General features: G+C 61.1%; 9 protein-coding genes and 3 rRNA genes. 6 read left to right on the top strand and 6 right to left on the bottom strand.

The window, feature by feature from the left end:
- Positions 1-162 precede the first annotated feature (162 nt).
- Positions 163-1,239 carry an aminoglycoside 3'-phosphotransferase gene (locus BBIA_RS03665; protein WP_238548425.1) on the top strand — a complete coding sequence of 359 codons (1,077 nt, stop codon included), beginning with the start codon at positions 163-165 and terminating at the stop codon, positions 1,237-1,239.
- A gap of 95 nt (positions 1,240-1,334) precedes the next feature.
- On the opposite strand, the gene BBIA_RS03660 is transcribed toward BBIA_RS03665, so the two are convergent.
- From BBIA_RS03660 to BBIA_RS14115, 5 genes are all read right to left on the bottom strand, one after another.
- Positions 1,335-1,904: a P-loop NTPase family protein gene (locus tag BBIA_RS03660; protein WP_152600634.1), complete on the bottom strand. Its 570-nt coding sequence runs from the start codon at positions 1,902-1,904 to the stop codon at positions 1,335-1,337.
- Positions 1,905-2,085: 181 nt separating this feature from the next.
- Positions 2,086-2,202 (bottom strand): 5S ribosomal RNA (rrf, locus tag BBIA_RS03655).
- Between the two features lie 181 nt (positions 2,203-2,383).
- Positions 2,384-5,442, bottom strand: a 23S ribosomal RNA gene (locus tag BBIA_RS03650).
- A 408-nt stretch (positions 5,443-5,850) separates the two neighbouring features.
- Positions 5,851-7,386 (bottom strand): 16S ribosomal RNA (locus BBIA_RS03645).
- The 16S, 23S and 5S rRNA genes sit together here, the layout of an rRNA operon.
- Before the next feature lie 198 nt (positions 7,387-7,584).
- On the bottom strand, positions 7,585-7,878 hold the full coding sequence (locus tag BBIA_RS14115) for a hypothetical protein (RefSeq protein WP_156103664.1): 294 nt from the start codon (positions 7,876-7,878) through the stop codon (positions 7,585-7,587).
- Positions 7,879-8,114: 236 nt separating this feature from the next.
- Between BBIA_RS14115 and BBIA_RS03640 the strand changes: the two genes are divergently transcribed.
- The 5 genes from BBIA_RS03640 to BBIA_RS03615 all read left to right on the top strand — a co-directional run bounded on the left by BBIA_RS03640 (position 8,115) and on the right by BBIA_RS03615 (position 21,427).
- Positions 8,115-9,641, top strand: coding sequence for a serine/threonine-protein kinase (locus tag BBIA_RS03640; RefSeq protein ID WP_035138017.1), 1,527 nt, complete (start codon positions 8,115-8,117; stop codon positions 9,639-9,641).
- A 212-nt stretch (positions 9,642-9,853) separates the two neighbouring features.
- Entirely contained in the window at positions 9,854-16,162 is a 6,309-nt protein-coding gene (locus BBIA_RS03635; RefSeq protein WP_051923739.1) for an Ig-like domain-containing protein, read from the top strand.
- A 318-nt stretch (positions 16,163-16,480) separates the two neighbouring features.
- The gene (locus tag BBIA_RS03630; RefSeq protein ID WP_238548424.1) at positions 16,481-17,410 is read left to right on the top strand and encodes an AAA family ATPase; all 930 of its coding nucleotides are present in this window, start codon (positions 16,481-16,483) and stop codon (positions 17,408-17,410) included.
- Positions 17,411-17,444: 34 nt separating this feature from the next.
- The gene (locus tag BBIA_RS13700) at positions 17,445-18,692 is read left to right on the top strand and encodes a DUF58 domain-containing protein (RefSeq protein ID WP_081891952.1); all 1,248 of its coding nucleotides are present in this window, start codon (positions 17,445-17,447) and stop codon (positions 18,690-18,692) included.
- Positions 18,689-21,427: a transglutaminase-like domain-containing protein gene (locus BBIA_RS03615; protein WP_081891950.1), complete on the top strand. Its 2,739-nt coding sequence runs from the start codon at positions 18,689-18,691 to the stop codon at positions 21,425-21,427. Before BBIA_RS13700 ends, BBIA_RS03615 begins: the two co-directional genes overlap by 4 nt.
- 297 nt (positions 21,428-21,724) lie before the next feature.
- Here BBIA_RS03615 and BBIA_RS03610 read toward each other — a convergent pair whose 3' ends face one another.
- Entirely contained in the window at positions 21,725-25,735 is a 4,011-nt protein-coding gene (locus BBIA_RS03610; RefSeq protein ID WP_033495788.1) for a DNA-directed RNA polymerase subunit beta', read from the bottom strand.
- Positions 25,736-25,844 lie beyond the last annotated feature (109 nt).

Raw genomic sequence — 25,844 nt, 5'->3', positions numbered from 1 at the left:
CCCACCACCACAAACAGCAGCAGGCGGACAACAAACTGGCAATCAAAACATTGACTCTAAAAAGTAGTACAAACACGCTCTTGAGTTCTCAAACCACCACCACACACAAGCCAATCAGGAAACCAACCAACAGGAAGCAACCCAACCGCTCAGCGGCAGCGAGTGAATAACTTACACCACCCCAACCCCAAACGCAAACCCACCACACAAAAACACCCCAAAACCACTGAAAACACAAGCAACCATCGGCGTGTCGAAAACAGGCGAAAACACCCCACAAACCCACACCAACCCACACCACCACACAACCCACACCACCAAAAAACAACCACCACCAGCGTGTCGCACCACGATCCGGAGCTGGCACCGCCCACCGTAGCCATAACGATCAGTACAATCGACCTCAATCAAGCAGCATTTTTGGTCATCCACAATGGGCAGGCAATCATGCGACGAACGGCAATCGATCCGCGCACCGTCGCGTTCCCGGCATCGGTCAGACCGTACATCAACGATCACGGCCTGTTCGACAGCAGTTCGTCGCCGGAAGCGCGCGTGTACTACTCCGCAAAAGACGCCGGATACTTCATCAAAACCGCTGCCGCCAACACGCTGCGGCACGAGGCCGAACTCACCGCCTATTTCCACGGCAAAGGACTTTCCGCACCGGTTCTGCGGTACTGCACCGACGAATCCGGGCACGATTGGATGGTCACTCCACGTATTCCCGGCGAGGATTGCGTCACATCGCGATATCTGCACGAGCCGGCACGGCTGGCCGTACTTCTGGCGCATCGGCTGTGGGCATTGCATGAACTCGACTTCACTGGTTGTCCCGACCGGAACCGGCTACGCGATTATCTTGCGACTGCGGCGCGCAATCATGCCGCAGGCCATTGGGACGTATCGTTCTATACGGAGCTCTATGGCGAGGCATCCGTTGATGGGATCTATGCGGTCGCGTGCGGCAACCGGTCACTGCTACGTGCGGATACGCTGGTTCATGGGGATTACTGCCTGCCGAACGTGATCCTGAACGACTGGCGGTTCAGCGGTTTCGTTGATATGGATTGCGCCGGCGTGAGCGACCGGCATGTGGATGTGTTCTGGGCATTGTGGACGCTGCGGTTCAATCTGCATACGGATGCATACCGCGAGGTATTTCTTGACGCATACGGGCGTGATCTCGTCGATGAGGATCTGCTGCGGACGATTGCGGCGATCGAAGTGTTCGGATAGGGACGCACGTGGCGGAAAACACTCACTGAACGGCGTTCAGCGAGTGTTTTCCGCCACGCGAATTATCCGATAACAGGCATTATGTTCGTACGATGCTAGGCGCAGCGGGTACAAGGATCGTCCGGCAACGACGCCATACAACGATTCAGCTCCCGCTGATTGCGGACCACGACGACGTTGCCGCTGTAGTCACGCATGACGTTGCGGTATTCCCGCATATGCCCGGCATCACAACCACGGTGCAGGATCCACCATACGAATTCCGCATCCATGCGTTCCTCGCATCCATTAGCCATGGACGGGCGCGACTGACCGCGATACCTGCACAGACGTCTGAACGCTCGCCAGAGCCGCGACAAACGGTTGAACAGCATGATCACGATGAGATCCGACTCATCAAGACGCCGACGATACGCCAGATTGGTGTAATTGCCATCGATGACCCACGAATCATGGTCGTCGAGGAAGGCGCGCACCATGGCTTGTTGCTCTTCAACGGGGCGGGTGCGCCAGCCGGGAAGAAACTGCACGGTATCCAGATACAACGTGGGAATGTCGTAATGCTCACCGCAGTATCGGGTCAGCGTCGACTTGCCGCTACCGGAGAGACCGATGATGGAAATGCGCATGGCACCGATGATAGTCAAAGGCAGATGCCGTCGCATGACGTGACGCAATACGCGTATGCGGTTTCCCGACTCCTTGCAAGGGTTCCTAGGGACGATTGGAATGCGCGGGATCGGCTGGTACGCCCGTCAATTGCGGAAGGGTTGAAGGTTATTCGTGTGTATATGAAAAAAGGATCCCGGGAGCTTGTTGCTCTACCGGGATCCTTGATAACGTGTGATGCGGCGGTGTGCTACTCTCCCACACTCTGTCGGGTGCAGTACCATTGCCGTGCCAGGCCTTAGCTTCCGGGTTCGGAATGGAGCCGGGCGTCTCACCTGGGCCATGACCGCCGCAAATCTTTAATTAACAGTTAAACAAGCATGCTCGTTTAACCGGTATTCGTGATGGTTTGGGAACCGGAGAGTGAACGCGAGTGTTTTTCGTATGGTGTTGATCGTGTGATCGTGAGTATTCCTTGTCACCTCACAAGATCTTGCATGGTATCGATGCGTGTCACACTCATACGAGTGTGCATAGTTGGTTGCTGTTCCCTGTTAGTACCGGTCAGCTCCACCGCTTGCACGGCTTCCACGTCCGGCCTATCAACCACGTGTTCTTCATGGAGGGTACAAAGGCTCAAGGCCTTACGGAATCCTTATCTTGGAGCGGGCTTCCCGCTTAGATGCTTTCAGCGGTTATCCCTTCCGAACGTAGCTAACCAGCCATACCCCTGGCGGGATAACTGGCATACCAGAGGTTCGTCCACCCAGGTCCTCTCGTACTATGGGCAGGCCTCCTCAAGATTCCAACGAGCGCAGAGGATAGAGACCAAACTGTCTCACGACGTTCTGAACCCAGCTCGCGTGCCGCTTTGATCGGCGAACAGCCGAACCCTTGGGACCTGCTCCAGCCCCAGGATGCGACGAGCCGACATCGAGGTGCCAAACCATCCCGTCGATATGGACTCTTGGGAATGATCAGCCTGTTATCCCCGGGGTACCTTTTATCCGTTGAGCGATGCCGCGCCCGTGCGCCGGCACCGGATCACTATCTCCGACTTTCGTCCCTGCTCGAACCGTCGTTCTCACAGTCAAGCCCGCTTGTGCGATTACACTCGACACCCGATTGCCAACCGGGCTGAGCGGACCTTTGAGCGCCTCCGTTACTCTTTAGGAGGCAACCGCCCCAGTTAAACTACCCGCCAGGCACTGTCCCAAACATGGATAACATGTCGTGGTTAGACGTCAAACGAGAACAGAGCGGTATTTCACCTTACGACTCCACATGAGCTGGCGCCCACGCTTCACAGTCTCCCGCCTATGCTACACAATCCGCGCCTAACGCCAATACCAAGGTATAGTAAAGGTCCCGGGGTCTTTTCGTCCTTCTGCGCTTAACGAGCATCTTTACTCGTACTGCAATTTCGCCGAGCTCCTGGTCGAGACAGTGGGGAAGTCGTTACGCCATTCGTGCAGGTCGGAACTTACCCGACAAGGAATTTCGCTACCTTAGGATGGTTATAGTTACCACCGCCGTTTACCGGGGCTTAAATTCACCGCTTCACCCAAAGGGCTGACGGATCCTCTTAACCTTCCGGCACCGGGCAGGCGTCAGAGCGTATACAGCGGCTTACGCCTTCGCACGCTCCTGTGTTTTTGGTAAACAGTCGCTACCCCCTGGCCTGTGCCACCCCCAAACGCTCCACGCGTACACGCTTCACATTCAAGGGTCTCCCTTATACCGAAGGCACGGGAGTAATTTGCCGAGTTCCTTGACCAGGATTCACTCGATCGCTTTGGTATTCTCTACCTGACCACCAGTGTCGGTTTAGGGTACGGGCGGCAACAGCCCTCACACCGAAGTTTTTCTAGACGGCATGGGATCACCGAATTCAAGCCAAAAGACTCCCATCATCACGCCTCACCCTCATGCACCCCGGATTTACCTAGGATGCGGGCCACACGCTTAACCACGGAAAACCACCTCCGCAGTCGGCTACCCTTCCGCGTCGCTCCTGTGCTCACCTACTACCACTACAGTCCCAACAAACAACCCATCACCAACCCGAAGGCAGGATCAAGATCATCCGGAGGTTAGTACTCATGGATTCAGTCTGATCGGTCTACTACCGGTACGGGAATATCAACCCGTTCATCCATTCGACTACGCCTGTCGGCCTCGCCTTAGGACCCGACTCACCCGGGGACGACGAACGTGGCCCCGGAACCCTTGGTCATCCAGCGGCGGGGATTCACACCCCGCTCTCGCTACTCATGTCTGCATTCTCACTCCCACACAGTCCACCATAGGCTTACGCCACGGCTTCACCCCGTGCAGGACGCTCTCCTACCCAACAACAAACGTTGTTGCCGCGTCTTCGGTGGCGTGCTTGAGCCCCGCTACATTGTCGGCGCGGAACCACTAGACCAGTGAGCTGTTACGCACTCTTTCAAGGATGGCTGCTTCTGAGCCAACCTCCTGGCTGTCTATGCGACTCCACATCCTTTCCCACTTAGCACGCGCTTAGGGACCTTAGACGACGATCTGGGCTGTTTCCCTTTTGACGACGGAGCTTATCCCCCGCCGACTCACTGCCAGCATACACGCCACGGGTATTCGGAGTTTGGCTGCTGTTGGTACCCAATACGGGCCCGCAAGCATCCAGTAGCTCTACCCCCCGGACGCAATCAACCGACGCTGCACCTAAATGCATTTCGGAGAGAACCAGCTATCACGGAATTTGATTGGCCTTTCACCCCTAGCCCCAGGTCATCCCCCCGGTTTTCAACCCAGGTGGGTTCGGTCCTCCACACGGTCTTACCCGCGCTTCAACCTGCCCAGGGCTAGATCATCCCGCTTCGGGTCCAGGACACGCGACTCACACGCCTTTTAAGACTCGCTTTCGCTACGCGTACACCACACGGCTTACGCTCGCCACATGCCACTGACTCGCAGACTCATTTTTCGATAGGCACGCCGTCACCCCGAAAGGCTCCGACGGATTGTAAGCGCACGGTTTCAGGAACTCTTTCACTCCCCTCCCGGGGTGCTTTTCACCTTTCCCTCACGGTACTAGTACACTATCGGTCGAACAGGAATACTCAGGCTTACCCGACGGTCCGGGCAGATTCACTCGGGATTCCACGAGGCCCGAGCTACTTGGGAAACACAATCACGAGACCCAGCTGCTTCGACTACGGGACTATCACCCACTACGGTCCGGCCTTCAAACCGGTTCGTCTCCAACAAGGTTTTATCACTCGCGCCCGCCTCATCGGCGACGGGACACACGCTCCCACGACCCCCCATACGCAACCCCCGACAGGTATCACACGCACAAGGTTTAGCCATCATCCGCTTTCGCTCGCCACTACTCACGGAGTATCCTTTCCTGCAGGTACTGAGATGTTTCACTTCCCTGCGTACCCCCCGGCCAAAGCCGGTGACCACCCATAACGGTGGCCGGGTTCCCCCATTCGGAAATCCTCGGATCAAAGCCCGCTCGGCAGCTCCCCGAGGCTTAACGCAGCCCGCAACGTCCTTCATCGGTCCTGTCCGCCAAGGCATCCACCATACGCCCTTGCAAGCAACCAACCACAACAGTCAGTCACACACAAATTCCATAGCAAAACTGCTTGACGACAAATCATCACACTAACGATCACAAAACGATCAAACACCCAAAACAAACCAAATTGTCTTGAGCTCAACGAAAAAACAAAACATGAAACAAACATTTCATATTCTGCTCGCGTCCACTATCCAGTTCTCAAACCACCACACACACCAGCCCACGCACCAGACAACAGCCCAGCCATGCGACCAGAGGCACGGAACCGCACCAGGAAAACCCCTGGGGTGACGGTCCGGGAACCCAAAAGCATGCCCATACCACAAGCCAACACTCTAATCTCTTCCACACCAGCAACCCCAACCAAACCATGACGATCATGGCCGTGGGGCACACACCAGCTTCCAAACAGAAGCCTGAATTCTCCGTAGAAAGGAGGTGATCCAGCCGCACCTTCCGGTACGGCTACCTTGTTACGACTTAGTCCCAATCACGAGCCTCACCTTAGACGGCTCCCCCCTCAAAAAGGTTAGGCCACCGGCTTCGGGTGCTGCCCACTTTCATGACTTGACGGGCGGTGTGTACAAGGCCCGGGAACGCATTCACCGCGGCGTTGCTGATCCGCGATTACTAGCGACTCCGCCTTCATGGAGTCGAGTTGCAGACTCCAATCCGAACTGAGACCGGTTTTCAGGGATCCGCTCCATGTCACCATGTCGCATCCCGCTGTACCGGCCATTGTAGCATGCGTGAAGCCCTGGACGTAAGGGGCATGATGATCTGACGTCATCCCCACCTTCCTCCGAGTTAACCCCGGCGGTCCCCCGTGAGTTCCCACCACAACATGCTGGCAACACGGGGCGAGGGTTGCGCTCGTTGCGGGACTTAACCCAACATCTCACGACACGAGCTGACGACGACCATGCACCACCTGTGAACCCGCCCCGAAGGGAGGTGACATCTCTGCCACTGTCGGGAACATGTCAAGCCCAGGTAAGGTTCTTCGCGTTGCATCGAATTAATCCGCATGCTCCGCCGCTTGTGCGGGCCCCCGTCAATTTCTTTGAGTTTTAGCCTTGCGGCCGTACTCCCCAGGCGGGACGCTTAACGCGTTAGCTCCGACACGGAACCCGTGGAAAGGGCCCCACATCCAGCGTCCACCGTTTACGGCGTGGACTACCAGGGTATCTAATCCTGTTCGCTCCCCACGCTTTCGCTCCTCAGCGTCAGTAACGGCCCAGAGACCTGCCTTCGCCATTGGTGTTCTTCCCGATATCTACACATTCCACCGTTACACCGGGAATTCCAGTCTCCCCTACCGCACTCCAGCCCGCCCGTACCCGGCGCAGATCCACCGTTAAGCGATGGACTTTCACACCAGACGCGACGAACCGCCTACGAGCCCTTTACGCCCAATAAATCCGGATAACGCTTGCACCCTACGTATTACCGCGGCTGCTGGCACGTAGTTAGCCGGTGCTTATTCAACAAGTACACTCAACAACCAAAAGGCCGCCTTGCTCCTTGATAAAAGAGGTTTACAACCCGAAGGCCTCCATCCCTCACGCGGCGTCGCTGCATCAGGCTTGCGCCCATTGTGCAATATTCCCCACTGCTGCCTCCCGTAGGAGTCTGGGCCGTATCTCAGTCCCAATGTGGCCGGTCACCCTCTCAGGCCGGCTACCCGTCGAAGCCTTGGTAAGCCATTACCTCACCAACAAGCTGATAGGACGCGACCCCATCCCATACCGGTAAACCCTTTCCCACAATCGCATGCACTCATGTGGAACATTCGGCATTACCACCCGTTTCCAGGAGCTATTCCAAAGTACAGGGCAGGTCAGTCACGCATTACTCACCCGTTCGCCACTCTCACCAGAGTGCAAGCACTCCAGATCCCGTTCGACTTGCATGTGTTAAGCACGCCGCCAGCGTTCATCCTGAGCCAGAATCGAACCCTCCACAAAAAAAAACTTGCAAAGAGAACCAACAATGACTCTCATACATATTGACGGAACATCCTATAAGGAAGGACATTCACACAAAAACCTTGCCATCCATTACCTGCTCACACAGACCCACCACCACAAACAGCAGCAGGCGGACAACAAACTGGCAATCAAAACATTGACTCTAAAAAGTAGTACAAACACGCTCTTGAGTTCTCAAACCACCACCACACACAAGCCAATCAGGAAACCAACCAACAGGAAGCAACCCAACCGCTCAGCGGCAGCGAGTGAATAACTTACACCACCCCAACCCCAAACGCAAACCCACCACACAAAAACACCCCAAAACCACTGAAAACACAAGCAACCATCGGCGTGTCGAAAACACRCAAAAACACCCCACAAGCCCACACCAACCCACACCACCACACAACCCACACCACCAAAAAACAACCACCACCAGCGTGTCGCGTGCTGCATCACGCACGCTGCCTCCTCCAGTGCCATCCACACCACCTCGGTCTGACGCCGAAATGCAGCACCCATACCCCCTACTTATCCACACCTGTCCGGCGTGAGTACGAAGCCGTTTGTTGAAAATACTGGGTTTTCTGACCTTTCGACCACAGGGGTCGAAATTTGGTCGGCAACGCGGCGACTTCGTGTATGCTCGCCTCACCCGTCCCGAACGCCGCACGGAATGAGCCATACGACGATCGGACAACCAACCGAAGGAGGTTCCCATGCAGCATGGCAGTGCAGCATCCTCGACGATCACATCCGTCCAGCCGACGGGTGAAATCCCGTCCGAGCGTCCGCCGATGTTGCCCGGCTGCACGTTCATCCGTGCGCTCGGTCGCGGGAGTACGGCGGACGTATACCTCTATCGATTGCATCACGACGATCGCACGGTGGCGGTGAAGGTGTCGAGAGGCAGGTTGGACGAATCCACCGGCCAACGAATGGTCGTCGAAGCCCGTGCACTGGCCGAACTTGGCGGCCATCCACATGTGCTTGCCATACATGATGCCGGTGTGTCTTCGGACGGTCGGGGATGGTTGATGCTTGCCTATGCGCCGGGAGGATCGCTCGCCGACCTGATCGCCCGGCACACACTTGGGGCAGTTCAAGTGGCTGATTGGGGCGTCCGCCTTGCCGGCGCATTGGCCGCCGCGCACCGACTGGGTATCGCCCACCGCGATGTCAAACCCGCGAACGTGCTGATCGACGAGGATGGCATGCCGATGCTCGCCGATTTCGGCGTAGCCGCCGACGTGTACCGTCCCGGGGAACAGACAGGACATTCGGCATTATGGGCCGCCCCGGAGGTGACGGACGGCGATCGCGGCGGCGATGAATCGTCCGACGTTTATTCTCTGGCGGCCACGCTGTTCGCGGCGTTTGCAGGTCGATCCCCGAAAGTGTGCGCCTTGCCGGAGCATATGCCGCCCGTACTGTCCGACGTGTTGGTCCGTGCGCTTTCTCCCGTTGCCGATGACAGGCCCGGGTCGGCCGTGGAATTCGCCCGCGCCCTGCAAGAAGCGCAGCGTCGCATGACCGGCCGGATGACGCCGTTGGTTGTCGAAGGATCGTCACCGTTCCCGGAAAACACCACGGTGGCTCAGGCCGACGCCGAAACCGATGCCCGACCTTGCAAAGAGATCGGCGCTCAACCTGTCGCGCACAATGAGACAAGGCCCAAGGCAGCACTGCGACCAACGACCCCCCGGTCGATTCGCGCCGTGCGCGATACCCCAAAACGTCCGCAGGCGGCACGCCCGTCACGATGCCGGTCACGTTCCCGTGGCCGTCACGCGACGGTCACCCGTCGCATTCCCGGCCCCGCCATCAGCATGGCCATGCTGGCCATGATCGCGATGGCCGGCATGCTGCTTGCCGCCCACAACGGTACAGACGCGGCGAATACAGTGGAACACACGCCGTCGGTTTCCGTATTTGATACGGTTTCGGTTCCCGATGACGCCGTTGACGTTGACGTGGTGCCGACGCCTGATCGCCTGTCCGGCACCATGCAAGAAGACGCGATCACGTTCACTTGGTCCAATCCTGATCCGCAGGATGGCGACTCCTATTTGTGGTCGCCTGTGGATGACGCCGACGGACCGCAGGAGGCAGCCATGGTGTCGATCGAGGACACGACGCTCACTTTGCGCGGGGACGACGCCGCACCGTGCATTCAAGTGAGCATCATGCGATCGAACCGCAGGGCGTCGGCACGTCCCGCGGTGGCTTGCGCAACCCACCGATGATCAGCTGCCAACAGACACGATGGGAGTTTCCGATGTCGCATCACCCAGTTTCACCGTTTCGCCGGTCCGGCAGGCAAAGGTTGCCGAATACCGGCAGGCTACGGCGAGTGCGCTCGCTTCTTCCGATTCGCCGAATCGCGGATGCAGGTGCCTCGCATCGTCACGCCGGAAAACACCGCGATTTTTTGCCGTTCCAGGGAGCCTTGCTCTGTGTGCTCGCCATCGCGTTCGCCGCGATATGGGCGGTGTCAGTGACCAGTCATCAGGTGACGTTGGATGACGGCACGGTATGGGTAACGTCGTTGAAGGATCGCAAAGCCGCACGGTTCAATGTGCTGGCTGAGGAAACCAATGCCTCGTTGTCCGTGGATGCCGCACGCTTTGACGTCATGCAGCATGGCGACGACATGCTGCTCACGAACGGCTCGACGTCCACACGGATTTTGGCTTCATCGTTGTCGGAGGACGGCAGTCTTCCTGCCGACGCCAGAACCAAGACGCTATTGGGAGGCGAAACGGTTGCAATGATCGACACCGCAACCGGCCAAGTGTGGTCCGGGCGGACGGATGCGCTCGAATCTATCAGGCCGCGGACTGGGGAACCACAGCTTACGTTGGGCGACGGAGGTCGGGCCGTGGTCACCCATGACGGCTCATTGTACGGGTATCGACCTCGGGACGGCGACGTGCTGCGCATCGCCAAGCCCGGCGGCCGGGCGCAACGCATCACGGCAATCGATGTCGGCGCTTCCCTTCCGGTGGATGGGTTTACCGTGATTTGCGGCGTGCCAATCGTCTCGATCGGCGGCGACGTGCACTGGCCATCCGGCAAGGCCAGCACCGGAGAGCAGCGTCTGCTCCTGCAATCCCCTTCCATTGACGGAGAACAGGCATGCCAGGTTGCGGCCGCCGGACGTGACGGGTTATATCTGATCGATCTGTCCGAATCAGGCGAAATGGACACCATGACGGCCGGAATCCCGGCCGAGCCGGCGCAACCGGTGTCCGTGGCGGGCTGCATCCATGCGGCGTGGAGCCGTGTGGGCGACAATTATCTGCGTGTTTGCGATCTCGACGACGTTGCTGCCGGCTCCTCCAACGGCGCCGGGTTTACGACGCTGGAAACGGTCGACGGCACTTCCGATCTGGTGTTTCGTGCCAATCACCGTCACGCCCTGCTCAATGACGTGGCCAACGGCGTTGTGTGGAATCCCGCAGCCTCCACGCAAGCCGTCAGCGTCCAGTGGAACACCACGAGCGCCGACGAGTCCAAGGATCGTACCGGCAACGACGCTTCGGCCAATGGGCAGCGGGAATTCTCGTCAACGTGTTCAGCTGAATCGGGGTCGATTCGCGCCATGGACGATGAGCTCGGCGCCCGTGCAGGTGGTATGCAGATTCTTGACGTGCAGCGCAACGATGAGCAGACCGACTGTTCGGTGCTGCGCATCGCCGCGGTGAACGTACCCGCCGATGCCGCGTTTGCCGTACAGCCGATTCATGGCGGACGGTACTTGCAATTGGACGCAAGTCACGCCGAAGCTGGTACCGCGTCATTCTCGTATACGGTCGACGACGGACGGGGGCAATCATCCACAGCATCCGTAACGTTGAATCTGACCGACGCGGACGACAATCACGCGCCTGTGCAAGCCGATGCTCCCGCGGAATACGATGTTGAACAGGGAGCCATCTATACGGTGAACGCGCTTGCCGGTTTTCTGGATACGGATGGCGACCCGTTGTCTCTGGTCGCCGCCGCGCCACATACAGAAGAAGGCAGGGTATCGGTATCCGTCCGCGCCGACGGGCAGCTAATTTTTGACCCGGGTTCAGTGGAATCAGGAAGAATCGGCGTCGAAGTGATGGTGTCCGACGGTCGGAACACCTGCTTTGGCACGGTATATTTCTCCGTCCATCCCGCCGACACCTTGGCAGCGACCGTGGAGGCGGTCTGCGCGCAGGCGACGCCGGGCGTTCGCACCATCGTCGATCTCGAACCGCATGTGCGAGCCACATCGAGCCGTCCCGTGTCATTGATTGCCGCCGAAGCGCCGGACGGTGCCAGTGTGACGTTGGATGCGGGACTGTCGTTCTCGTTTTCGGCAGCACAGGAAGGCACTTACTATGTGCCGTACACCGTTGTCCAAGGCGAGGTGCCGACGATCGGGTTGGCTCGCGTCGAGGTGGCGGACGTCTCCGGCGAGGCTGCGATGCCCGTGGCCGCAAACGATGTGGCGCTCCTCGGCAATGACGGAACCGCCATCGTCGAACCGTTGGCCAATGACATCGATCCGATGGGCGGCGTACTGAGCGTCACGTCGGTGCGCGCCGACGCGGATTCCGGCATTTCCGCCGGATTGGTGGCTTATAAGCGCGTGTACCTGACCGCAAGGAGGATTCCGACGGCTCCCGTGCGCATATCCTATGTGGCCGCCAATGCCGCCGGGACTGCGACGGGAACCATCATCCTGCACCCGCCGGCTTCAGCCGTGTCCGAGGTCGCGCCAACGGCTCCGGATCTCAGCATGCGGGTGCGTACCGGCGGCATCGCATCGGTTAACGTACTCGACCGGGTCCTGCACTCGAATGGCGCCGGCATAACACTGCTTGACGAGCTGCGGTATGACCGAGACCTGTTTTGCGGACTGGCATTCGTGTCCGATGGGAGCATTCGCTATCAGGCCGGTCATGAACCCGGCACGTATCAGCTGACCTACACGATACGCGACGGTTACGGCAACGCCGCATCGGGGCGACTCACGATAACTGTGCATGCCGGCGATGCAGAAGGCAAAGCCGCGCCCATGCCGCGTAACGTGGAGGCGCAGACCGTTGCCGGGCATACGGTGCACGTGACGATTCCCCTGTCCAACATTGACGCCGACGGCGATGACGTCATACTGCTCGGACTGGGCAATACCGTGCCTTCACTGGGCCGGGTCGTCGAAGTCGGCGCGGACCATCTGACTTACGAGGCGTATGCGGATTCGGCTGGAACCGACACGTTCTCCTATGCTGTGGAGGATTGGACCGGGCAGCGGGCGCAGGCAACCATTCGCGTCGGCATCGTGCCCAACGCGGCAAGATCCGGCGTGGTGGCCCGAGATGACGGAATCACGCTGCGTCCCGGCACGCGTGCCTTGGTTCCAGTCACCGCTAACGACATCGCGGCGGAAGGAGTTGAGCTGTCGTTGGACGAACGGCTGGAAACGCAGGGCATCGATGACGCGCACGTCAACGGCTCATCCATCGAGCTGATCGCGCCACGTGTTTCCGGCACGGGGTATGTGACCTACACGGTCAGGGATCCGGCCGGGCTCAGCAGTACGGCAACACTGACCGTCACGGTTGACGAAGAGGCCGGAATCGAGCCGCCAACGGCTTACGACTATCGTGTGCCGGCGTCGGCGACGATCGACCGGCAAAGCGTGGAGATCGATGTGTCTCCCTGGATCGCGAATCCTTCCGGTTCTCCCGACGAGCTCAAGGTTGCGGTCGCATCGTCTGCAGCCGACCATGCGCGGATGATCGGCGACGGTTCCACGACAATCAGCATTGATCTGGTCGACGAGGCGCGCGCCGTGCCCTACACGGTGACGAACACGACGTACGGCATTGTCGCGACCGCGTTCATCCATGTGCCGGCATACGGCGTGTTTCCTCCGATGTTGCGCCCCAAGGCGCCGGCATTGGCTGTGAATGCAAGGGAGACGATCGTCATCCGTCTTGCGGACCATGTGCGCGTCGGTGCAGGTAAAACGGCGTATATCAGTGCTCCCGAACTGGTCAGCGCTACCAAATCGGATGGGGGCGATCTGGTCGTTGACGATCAGACGCTGCAGTTCACTGCTGCCGCTGGCTATGCCGGGCCTGCTTCGATCACGTTCACGGTCACGGATGCGAAGTCCGACGACTCGGCGCGGATCGTTAATTCCTCCGTGCTGACGCTGCCCATCACGGTCATCGGCAGGGAGACGCCCGCTCCCGCATTCACGGCGGCATCGATCGAACTGGAGCCCGGCGAGCGCCAGGATATTGATCTTCGCGAGCTGACCACGGCACCTATCGGATATGCGGCGGCCGGGAAGGCGCCCGAATACTCATATTCCGGAGGCATGACGGCGAATGGCCTGGAGGCAGCGGTCTCCGGCTCCGGGTTGTTGTCCGTCACGGCCGCCGTTGATGCGAAACCCGGGACCACTGTGGCGGTGCCTGTATCCGTTCATTATGCGGCCGGCATCGTGTGGTCCGAGATGACGGTGCAGGTGACGGCGTCCAAACGCCCGATGGCCAAAGTGCAGGATGCTGCCGTGCAGGCCGGGGCAGGCGAGCGTGTCCGGATTGATCCGTTGGCAAACGCGTACAATCCGTTCCCCGATACGCCGCTGAAGCTTGTCGGATGTGATCCGGGACAAGACTCTCCGCTGATTGTGGACGGCTGCGACGGATCCGGTCCCCTGTTCGTTCGCGTGCCTGCGGATAGCGGTGCGGCAGCGTATTCGATACGGTTCACCGTCGAGGATGCCACGTGTGATCCGGAACGAAGGGTGGACGGCACGATCAGCGTGTCCGTGTCCGATGTGCCTGCTCCTCCGCTGCCTTCACCAGTTTCCGGAGAACCGGCGGACGGCATGGTCAGCCTATCGTGGACGCCGGGAGCGGCGAACGGCAGTCCGATCGTCGAATATGCGGTGTCTTGGGATGATGGCGAACGATCGTGCGGATTGGCGACCGTATGCAGCATCACCGGTTTGGAGAACGGAAGGACGTATGAGTTCACCGTTCGCGCGCGCAATGCGGTTGGCTGGTCTGAACCATCCGCAGCGGTTCGGGCAACTCCCGACCGGTTGCCTGGAGTACCCGTCGATGTGACGGTGACTGCCGACTATCACGGCGTTGTCGTGAAATGGAGCGCCCCCGATTATTCAGGCAGCGCGCCGGACGAATATCGGGTGACCTTGTCAAGCGCTTCGGGCAGCTATTCGGCTGTGCAGACCGTAACCGGATTGGAAGCAGCGTTTACGATTCCGGACGAGGCGATTACAGATGGTGCGTCGTTTCGGGCCTCGGTCGCAGCAGTCAACCGTGTGGGAGTCGGCAACCATGGCGAGTCCATCGAGTCGGCGCTTCCATGGGGAGACCCGGTGCCCATTGCCGTTTCTTTGGAATCGACGGATCGTAAGGGCGGGATGCGTATCGTCGTTACGCTTGGAGACCTGCGCAATGCGGGATGCGGAGGCATTTCGGTCAGTGGGGATGCGACCGTTGACATGGATTGTGCGTCACCGTCTACGTCGTTCACGGCTGACGCATCTCAGTGGGGACGGCGGCTGCGCGTTACCGCAACGCTGCGTCCTGCCCGGTCCGGTGCCGCCTCGGTAACAGCTTCCAGCAACGAAGCGGTTGCCGGATACGATGTGGAGGCCCCGTCGTCACCGTCGTTTTCCTGCGCGGATGCCGTCTGCACAGCCTCATGGAGTGCGGAGGGGGCGTTCGATTCGTTCGTCGTGTCGTCGCCCGGTTTTTCCGACCGGACGGTGACAGGGACTTCCGCAACTTTCGAGTTGAAACCGTGGCAGACGTTCTCCGGTTTCCGCGTGCGGCAGCTACTCAACGGCGTGTCCGGACCGGAGGCCGCGGGTTCAGCGACTCCGTACGTGTATCGGGTGCCGGCGGTCATCGAGCTGCCCGGCAATGTGTCGTGGAGCGCCGACACCGCCGATCTTATCGACGTCAACGGAGGCGGCATCGAAGCTTGGGGCCGGGATGTCTCCTCGTATATCGTGGTCACGCCCGAAGGTGGATCTTCCTGCATGGTGGCGTGGAACGGCGGCAGTCAAAAACTGGATGTTGCGCAGTGCCGGCTTGAACGGGCCGAATCGTATACGTGGTCGGTTCGTGTTGTGTCCAATGCCGGGGAAACCGGCATCGAGCACGAAGCGAACGGCGGGTTCGTGCAAGGGTTTCGCGCAAATCCGAACAAGGAGGAAAGCAAAGACAAAGACGACCGGAAGGACACAGACGATACAGAAGACAACGAGAATAAAGAGGAGGACAAAGACAAGAACGACAAGAACGACAAGGACAATAAGGACACGGAGATAACTGAGGGCAACGGCGGCAACGACAAAGACGCCGGCGATGCGGGTTCGGGCGCCAAAAACCAAGAGGGCAAAGGCGCTGGCGGTGGTGACGGGGCCAAGGAGCCATCCAACGCCGACTCCTCCGACGATGCCGTTCCCGTCGATGACCGCGGCGAGGAGGCTGACTCCGAACGAAACCGCGGGCAACGTTCCAGCAACCGGAACCGTTCCAGGATCGTTGATCCGCTGCGGGAATCCACGACGGGCGAACATCCGAATCGACACACGGCGAAGACGGCCACTGCGTCAGCACTGCCGTCCACACGGACTTTTTCGGCATTTGCCGTCGCAACGTTCAGCGAATCCGTCCTGGGACGCACCGCTTCCGATCGGCCCCTCCAGCGGGCACGGGTGCCGCCGACGAATGCTGTCTGAAGGCAAGACCCGCCCGTTCCGCCATATGCCGCTTTCCGATAATGCACGTGTAATGCACGTGGCCGAATACGTAAAGGAGCGATCATGGACACCAGTTCTCCGTTCGACGACATGACACGTCTGTCTCCTCCGACCAGCCCGTCCGATCAGACATGTCTGTCGGATCAGACGCGTCTGACGCCTCCGCGAGCCGCAGCACCGACAAAGCAGGACTCCCCGACAGCCCCGCCATTGTGCCGAAACGCGTCCCCGCGAAAGACCCGCGCATCGGAAACGGCACGGCATGGCGGCATGTCACGGTTCAAGGAGTCGTTCGACTTGCTGACCGACACCGTGGCAGGCGTGCTGGTAGGCAAGCCGGAGCCAATACGGCTGTGCATCACCGCGTTGCTGGCGGGAGGACATGCGCTCATCGAGGACGAACCGGGCACCGGCAAAACCCAGCTGGCACGCGCCCTGGCGCATGCGATACGGGTTCCGTTCAAACGCATCCAGTTCACGCCTGATCTGCTGCCGTCGGACATTACCGGCGTCACGATATACGACGGCGAAAGCGGCAGGTTCTCGTTCCGCGAGGGCCCGATATTCGCATCGGTGGTGCTTGCCGACGAGATCAACCGGGCTTCGCCGAAAACGCAGTCCGCAATGCTGGAGGTCATGGAGGAACGTCACGTCACGACGGACGGGGTATCTCGCGCCGTGCCGAACCCGTTCTTTGTGGTGGCCACGCAGAATCCATCCGATCAGTTGGGCACTTACGGCTTGCCAGAAGCGCAGATGGACCGATTCATGATTCGCACGTCGATCGGTCATCCCGGGCATGAGGCTGGTCTGAGCGTTCTTCGTCAGATTGACGTGGCAGATCGTGCGGACGAGGTGCAACCCGTATGGACCACGGCTGACGTGGCCGATATGCGGGCCGCCGTGCAACGCGTGCATGTGGAAGACAGCCTGCTCGAATACGTTTTGCGCTTGGTCGAGTCGATTCGGCGATGCGAGCAGGTCGCGTCTGGCCCTTCGACAAGGGGCGCGATCGCCTTGATACGGTGCGCGCGCATTCAGGCCGCCTCGCAGGGCCGGGCATATGTGCTTCCTGACGATATCAGGGATCTGTCGGTGCCTGTACTGGCCCATCGGTTGGCGGTGTCGTCCAAAGCCATGTTCGAGGGGACGACCGGGCGGTCAGTCGTCGAACGCACGTTGGAGAACGTTCCCGTGCCATCGTCAAGGTTGACGGCGGGTCTGTGACCGGCAACGCACGAAATCAGGTGAGGAGGATTCCATGAACGTCCGCCACCGGCTCCGGCAACGTCTTGGCCGATCTCAGCGTCCGTCGGTGTCGCCACTGGGGTGGCTGGCCTTGACGTTCGGAGCCGGCTGTCTGATGTCGTTCCCCTTTACCGGTTGGTCGGGAGCGCTGTCGGCGGGCATCGCGCTGGTTTTCCTGTCCGTCATGGCCTTTGCCTTGTCAAGCAATGCCGTGTGCGGGGATGTCTCGATCGTCGTGTCCGCGTTGCGACTGACGGCAGGCGAATCCCTCGGCATCAGCGTGACAGCGAAGAATCCTGGCGTTTCCGTCATACCGCCATGCCGCGCGCTGATGCCGGTCGGCTCGAATATGCACCGTATCCGTTTTCCGCGTCTTGGCATTGGTGGCAGGGAATCGATCCGGTTGGAGGTCGAGTCGCGGTCCCGCTGCGTGCTGGACATCGGTCCTGTCCTGATTCGTTCGGGTGACCCGCTAGGGCTGATGCACGGGGAACGTCGGGGCACGGATGCTTGCCGCGTGTTTGTTCATCCGCGTACCGTGCGGTTTCGCATGCCGGATGTGGGCGCGGCCCATGATCTGGATGGCGAGCCGAGTGGCCGCATCGTCGACGACGATTTCGACTTCCAGGGGCTGCGCGAATATCGACCGGGTGACGATCTGCGCGGCGTGCATTGGCTGAGCACGTCGCGTACGGGCAAACTGATGGTGCGGCAACATGATGCGTCGTGCCGGGTCGATACCGATCTGCTGATCGATGCGGATGGTTCCGGTTATGCCGATGATGCCGAATTCGAGCTTGCGGTCAGCATATTCGCCTCCATCGGAGCTCAATGCCTGCTGTCGCGCCGACCGTTGACCGCGCAAGCCAGCGGCGAATGCGTTCGTCCACGGCATGCCGATGAGTTCCTTGATTTTTGCAGCACAATTGCAGCGGTTTCCGAACCGGCTCCCGGTGCAGGATTCGGTGCCGGACGATTCGATGCGCCGTGGCATCGATCGTTTGCGCTTCGCACCGGCCCATCCGTTCTGCAGTGCACGGTCATTGGATCCCGGCATGATCCCGCAACCTATGCGCATGTCCCAACATTCCGTTCCGGAACCGATCGCCTGGTGGTGCAGACGCAGCCAGAACCGTCCGATCACGAGACGTACGGCCGGCACGACGGAGCCCGGTCCCGCGTCATGAGCATGTATGGCACAGTGGTGGCTCGCATCGGAGCGCTCGATGAGCTGCCCGTGATCATGGAGGTCCTGTCATGACCATTTCATTCCCACCGTCGAACGGAGCACGTCATCGTCGTGCTCGAAACTCGGCCCGGTCACAGGGCGGGAAGCGGCGTTCTTTTTCGATTGTTCGACGTGGCTCTCCGCGCCCCGTAACCGAACCGGCGCCGTTTATGCCCGCATCGGCGTCGGCGTCGCCGCGCACGGTCGTCGCCGGTGCAGGATGGAGTGCACTTCCCGTCGCAGGCGTCATGGTGCTGTTGGCCGCGTCGAATCTCATCGACGTGTATGGTTCCGCCATGCTTTGGGCGTTCGCGGCCCTGCCGTCCACAGGAATCGGGCTGCTCGCTGCTTGGGGAGCGAGCGCCTCATGGGGCGTCTGGCGAACGATCGCCTTGCTTGCATCGGCGCAGGGGCTGTCCGGGCCGCTGTTGTCGTTGCTGGACCGAACGGACGCCGGTGCCGGCATGTCGGGTTCGGGCGGATTGCCCGCCGTTGTCTCATGGGTGGCTACGGCGTGTTCGGGATGGACGGATGCGGTGGCGTCGTTCAAGTATCTGATCGCCGTAGAGCCTCCGATCGGCGCGTCGTACGCATGTCTGTCGGCCGTATGGACGATCTGCATGTGGGGATCGTTCCTTGTTGCCATATGTCTGGCGGGCACGGACGCCGGCTCACGACTCATGCTGACGGTCGGCTGGACGCTCGACATGACGGTGTTCGTCCTGTGCGCGCTGCTGGGTACGTCGAATGGGGTGCACCGCACCGCCGCAGGCGTGCTTGCGGCCATCGTGCCTCTAACGTGGTGCTCGTATCGCCGGCATGAGTTGGATTCCGGTCGACTGCTGACGGCAATGTCCATGCTGGTTGCCGCCGGTTTGCTGGCTGCGGCCGGAGGATGCGCGCTGTCTCCGGCGCAGAGGCTGGTGCTGAGGAACCGGTACGATCCTCCTCCGGAAGCATATGGTCAGACCAGCCCGCTCAACGGCATGCGTGGCTTGTTGAAAGATCATCACGATGACGTGTTGCTCGCCGTCACCGGCCTGCCGGCGGGGACACCGGTCCGTCTGGCGGTGATGGACGCTTTTGACGGCAATGTATGGCATTTGTCCGGCACGTCGGACGGTGCTCCCGCCTCATCCCGGTATCGGCTGATCGGTGATGGCATCGCTTCTTCCGATGACGTGACGGTCTGCACTGACGGTGAAAAAGACGGAAACGGCGTCATGAATGCGGCTGCGGGGAACATCGTCGGGGAAACGACAACGACCGGGTGCGTCCCGTTTTCCGCCGTGTTCGCCGTGGAGCAGGAATTGCGGGACCATTGGTTGCCGCTCGCGGGCACGGCCCGTACCGTCAACGTTGTCGCCGGCGTATCTTCCGATGATTCGGCGGCGAGCGGATCATCCTCGGACGACAACGGCACGGCCGGATCCGGGTCGGGCGCAAACGTGTATTACAACGGTGAATCACGTTCCGCATTGCTGTCCGGGACGTTGTCGGCAGGGCTGGTCTATGAGGAGACCGGGGTCACCGACCCGAATATCGACAATGAGACGTTGGCTCGGGCGTTTGCCGACGATATGCGGCAAACGGCCGTGCTTGACGTTCCCGACTCATTGAGTGCATGGGCAAACGCGACCGCCGCCGGGCACGATACGGATGGTGCCGTGGTGATGGCGTTGGCGAACGCATTGCGGTCCAATGGCTGGTTTTCCGACGGTTTGGCGGATGACTACCCGTCGCCTTCCGGTCATGGACATTATCGTCTGTCGATGCTGTTTGGCGGCGACATAATGGTTGGCAACAGTGAGCAGTATGCGTCTGCAATGGCGTTGGCCGTGCGTGGTCTTGGCATGCCGTCTCGCGTGGTCCTTGGATTTTTGCCGAAGGACGAAAGCGGTGCGATCAGCGAAGGGCGCACGGTCCGGCAAGCGGACGGTTCGACCGTCACTCGGTTTACCGGCGCCGATGCGGCGGCGTGGGTGGAAGTCAAATTCCGCGATTTGGGTTGGGTGGCCGTGTACCCGACGCCGCCGGAAACCCGCATTCCAGACGATTCCGCTGGTGCGGCTCCGCCGGACCCGCTCACGTTGGTTCGGCAGCCTCCTCCCCCGCTGACGGATCCGTTGCGGGATGAAATGCGCAACCGCGGCACCTCGACGGTGTCCGGGCAGGACGCCGAGGATCCGTCCAATCCCCAGTCACAGGGATTGTCCGTGGGACGGATAGTGATGCTTGTTGCCGGGTATGGCAGTCCACTGTGGATACTCACAGTGGTATGCGGGGCCATTCTAACGGGCAAATCGGCGATGCTCTGGCGACTACGGCATCGGGGTCCGCCCAATCGCCGCATCGTAGCCGGCTGGTCGTCGCTGCTGACGTTGGCTCGGCAAAGCGGCGTCGATCTGACCGGCACCAGACGGGCTCAGGCCCGTTCGGCTGCGCGGAGGTTTGGGATCGACGAGATGTTGCTGCGGTCGCTGTGCGATACGGCGGATTATGCGGAGTATTCCGGCGGTCCGGTATCCGCGGCGCAAGCTGAATCGTATTGGCGGGCATTGATGCCGGTCCGTCAATCGCTGCTCGCATCGCTGCCATGTGCGAAACGATTGAAGACAAGACTGTCGTTGGCACGACGACGAGCGCCGCACCAGTCAGATCAGACACATCGGCAACGCCGGACGTCTCGGCTTCGCATTGCGCGTCCTGGACATTCGCCGCATGTTGGTTTGCCGATGAGTGCATTCCGATCGCTGCGATTCCGCTGAACATCGCCGGTCGAACCGCACAAGACCGGCATGCCGCCCGCCAGCTCCAAGGAATGAACCGTGTCCCGCAACACGCGCCAGCTATCCACTACGGCCAGACACTCCGAGGAATAAACCACAAGAGACGGTTCTTGGCTGAAACGATTGTGGCCCCGATCCCGCATGGGGACCGGAGCCACAGATCATCGTCCGTCGTTCCCGCCACGCTTCATCGGCAACCGACTGGAAGCCTCGTCATGTCGGGCGAGGCAACCATTCGGCTGTTCTGGCGCAGTTGGCGGCAACACGGGTCGGCCGTCACTCGACGTCGTCCTGGCCGCCCTGGTCGTCCAGGAAATCGTCCGGGTTGAAGTCGTCGCCGAGCTTCAGATCACCGAAGTCGAGGTTCGCGAAGTCCACGTCGGACAGGTCCGCATCGGAGAAGTCGGTGTCCGCGTCGGTGCCGCCGCCCAGACCAAAGTTCGGGTAGATGGTGTCGCGGATCGCCTTGTCGGGCTCGACCACGGCGTTACGGTAGCGGGCGAGGCCCGTGCCGGCCGGGATGAGCTTACCGATGATGACATTCTCCTTGAGGCCCTTGAGGTCGTCGACCTTCTGGCTCAGGGCGGCCTCGGTGAGCACGCGGGTCGTCTCCTGGAAGGAGGCGGCAGACAGCCACGAATCGGTAGCGAGCGAGGCCTTGGTGATGCCCATGAGCTCCGGACGTCCCGCGGCCGGCTTGCCGCCGTTCTTCACGGCTTCCATGTTCGCTTCCTTGAAGCGCGCCTGATCGACCAGCTCGCCCGGCAGCAGGTTGGTGTCGCCGGAGTCGATGACGGTGATGCGGCGCAGCATCTGGCGCACGATGACCTCGATGTGCTTGTCGTGGATGTCGACGCCCTGGGAGCGGTACACGGTGTGCACTTCTTCCACGATGTTGACCTGCGCGGCGCGCGGGCCGAGGATGCGCAGGATCTTCTTCGGATCGACGGAGCCTTCGGTCAGCTGCTGGCCGGCCTCGACGTGCTGGCCGTCCTTGACGAGGAGCGGGGCGCGACGGGTCACCGTGTAGACGATCGGCTCGACGGTCTGATCGTCCGGGGTCAGCGTCATCTGGTAGACGTGGTCGGCTTCCGCATCGGTCTTGATCACGCCCGGGAACTCGGCGATAGGCGCCTCGCCCTTCGGGGTGCGGGCTTCGAAAAGCTCGGTGACACGGGGAAGACCCTGGGTAATGTCGGAGGCCGCCGCGACGCCGCCGGAGTGGAAGGAACGCAGCGTCAGCTGGGTACCAGGCTCGCCGATAGACTGGGCTGCGACGATGCCGACGGCCTCGCCGACGTCCACCAGCTTGTTGGTGGCCAGCGACCAGCCGTAGCACTTGGCGCACACGCCGCGCTTGGACTCGCAGGTCAGCACGGAGCGGGCCTTGACCTCTTCGACGCCATGCGCCACGAGATCCTTGAGCACGTCCATGCTCAGCGCGTCGCCGCGCTTGTACAGCACGGTGGTGCCGTCAGCCGGATCGACCACGTCGGAGGCGAGCAGACGGGAGTACGGACCACCGTCGGCGGCCTTGACCAGCGTGAGCGTGCCGTCGGCCTGGCGGTCGGCGACGCGCATCGGCAGACCGCGCTTGGTGCCGCAGTCCTCCTCGCGCACGATCACGTCCTGGGAGACGTCGACCAGACGACGGGTCAGGTAGCCCGACTCTGCGGTACGCAGTGCCGTATCGGCCAGGCCCTTGCGGGCGCCGTGCTCGGAGATGAAGTACTCCAGGACGGACAGGCCCTGACGGTAGTTGGACTCGACCGGTCGCGGGATGACCTCGCCCTTCGGGTTGTTCACCAGGCCACGGATGCCCGCGATCTGGTTGATCTGGGTCATGTTGCCTCGTGCGCCAGACTGGACGATGATGGCCAGGTTGTTCTTCGGGTCGAAGTGCTTGACGACCGCGTCCGACACCTTTTCGGTGCACTTAGTCCACTCGTCGATGATCGCCTGACGACGCTCCTCTTCCGTGAAGAAGCCGAGGTCGTACTGCTGGTTGATCTTGTTGACCTGCGCCTCGGATTCGGCGACGAGCGCCTCGCGCTCCGGCGGCTCGGTGACGTCGGAGAACGCGAAGGTCACGCCCGACCACGGAGCGCGGGTGAAGCCGAGATCCTTGAGCGCGTCCAGCGTGGCGGCCACCTGGGCAGTCGAGTAGCGGGTCGCGATGTCGTCGACGATGCGCGAGAGGACCTTCTTCGGGGCCTGCTCGTTGACGAACGGGTAGTCGGTCGGCAGCGTCTCGTTGAACAGGAGGCGGCCCATCGAGGTGGCGAACAGCACGGTGCCGTCGGAGAAGCGCTCCTCATGGACGACGTCGGGGCTGCCCGGCTCCGGATCCACAACGGTCACGTCGCCCGGCTCCCAGCCGGTCGGCAGCACGAAGTCCTTCGGCAGGCGCACGAGCACCTTGGCCTGCATGTCGATCTCGTGCAGGTCGAGCGCCATCTGCATCTCGGCCAGCGAGGAGAACACGCGGCCCTGGCCCTTGGCGCCTTCGGTCACGGTGGACAGCCAGTACAGGCCGAGGATCATGTCCTGGGACGGCATGGTCACGGTGTGACCGTCGGCCGGCTTCAGGATGTTGTCGGACGCGAGCATGAGCGAACGGGCCTCGGCCTGTGCTTCTGCGCTCAGCGGAAGATGCACGGCCATCTGGTCGCCGTCGAAGTCGGCGTTGAACGCGGCGCAGGCGAGCGGCGGCAGGTGGATGGCCTTGCCTTCGACGAGGATCGGCTCGAACGCCTGAATGCCCAGACGGTGCAGCGTAGGCGCACGGTTGAGCAGCACGGGATGCTCGGCGATAACCTCTTCGAGCACGCCCCACACCTCGGTGTCGCCGCGGTCGACCATGCGCTTGGCGCTCTTCATGTTCTGCGCGTAGTTGAGGTCGACGAGGCGCTTGATGACGAACGGCTTGAACAGCTCGAGGGCCATCGGCTTCGGCAGGCCGCACTGGTGCATGCGCAGCGACGGGCCGATGACGATCACGGAACGGCCGGAGTAGTCGACGCGCTTGCCGAGCAGGTTCTGGCGGAAGCGGCCCTGCTTGCCCTTGAGCATGTCCGAGAGGGACTTGAGCGGGCGGTTCGACGCACCGGTGACCGGACGGCCACGGCGACCGTTGTCGAACAGGGAATCGACGGCCTCCTGCAGCATGCGCTTCTCATTGTTGAGCATGATCTCCGGCGCGCCGAGCTCGATGAGTCGCTTGAGTCGGTTGTTGCGGTTGATCACGCGACGGTACAGATCGTTGAGGTCGGAGGTCGCGAAGCGACCGCCGTCCAGCTGGACCATCGGGCGCAGATCCGGCGGGATGACCGGGATCACGTCGAGCACCATGGCCTCCGGCTTGTTGCCGGTGGTCAGGAATGCGTTGACAACCTTGAGTCGCTTGAGCGCGCGGGCCTTGCGCTGGCCGGAGCCGGTGTCGATTTCCTCGCGCAGCTGCTTGGAAGCGGCTTCGAGGTCGAAGTCCTGCAGGCGCTTCTTGATCGCCTCGGCGCCCATGCAACCTTCGAAGTAGTCGCCGTAGCGGTCCTCCATCTCGCGCCACAGGTCGACGTCGCCTTCCATGTCGCCGGCCTTCAGGTTCTTGAAGCGGTCGAACACGGCGTTCAGACGCTGGATCTGGTCGTCGTAGCGCTGGCGGATGGCCGCCATCTCGCGCTCGGCGCCGTTGCGCAGCTTGGCCTTGTTGGCTCCGGTCGCCTCGCCGGCGGCCTCGAGCTCGTGCAGGTCGGCCTCGACCTTGCGGGCGCGGTCCTCGATCTCGTTGTCGCGGCGCTTGGCGAGGTGGCTGATCTCGGTGTCGAACTCGTCCTGCAGGTCGGGCAAGTCCTGATGGCGCTGCTCCTCGTCGACCTTGGTGACCATGTACGCAGCGAAGTAGATGACCTTCTCAAGGTCCTTCGGCGCGATGTCGAGCAGGTAGCCCAGTCGGGACGGCACACCCTTGAAGAACCAGATGTGCGTCACCGGGGCGGCCAGCTCGATGTGGCCCATGCGCTCGCGGCGCACGCGGGACTTGGTGACCTCCACGCCGCATCGCTCGCACACGATGCCCTTGAAGCGCACGCGCTTGTACTTGCCGCAGGCGCACTCCCAGTCGCGGGTCGGGCCGAAGATCTGCTCGCCGAACAGACCGTCCTTCTCCGGCTTGAGGGTACGGTAGTTAATCGTTTCAGGCTTCTTGACCTCGCCGTGGCTCCAGCCGCGGATGTCGTCGGCGGTGGCCAGGCCGATACGAAGCTTGTCAAATGCGTTGACGTCCAGCACTCTATTGTCCTGTCTGTGAAACTGTCTGTGAAACTATCTGTGATGTCTGTGTCATAGGGCCGCGCGCATTACGCGAGCGCGAGGCGCGCGGAGCTTGCGACCGCCGGTC

Source organism: Bifidobacterium biavatii DSM 23969 (assembly GCF_000741165.1).
In the GTDB taxonomy this organism is placed as follows: domain Bacteria; phylum Actinomycetota; class Actinomycetes; order Actinomycetales; family Bifidobacteriaceae; genus Bifidobacterium; species Bifidobacterium biavatii.
Note: the sequence above shows the minus strand (reverse complement) of the source record. Positions and strands in the feature narration are given on the sequence as shown.

Excerpts from the sequence above, each read along its gene's own strand:
- BBIA_RS03640 (WP_035138017.1), top strand. The coding sequence starts at position 8,115 with ATGCAGCATGGCAGTGCAGCATCCTCGACGATCACATCCGTCCAGCCG.
- BBIA_RS03615 (WP_081891950.1), top strand. The coding sequence starts at position 18,689 with ATGACCATTTCATTCCCACCGTCGAACGGAGCACGTCATCGTCGTGCT.
- BBIA_RS03660 (WP_152600634.1), bottom strand. The coding sequence starts at position 1,904 with ATGCGACGGCATCTGCCTTTGACTATCATCGGTGCCATGCGCATTTCC.
- BBIA_RS13700 (WP_081891952.1), top strand. The coding sequence starts at position 17,445 with ATGAACGTCCGCCACCGGCTCCGGCAACGTCTTGGCCGATCTCAGCGT.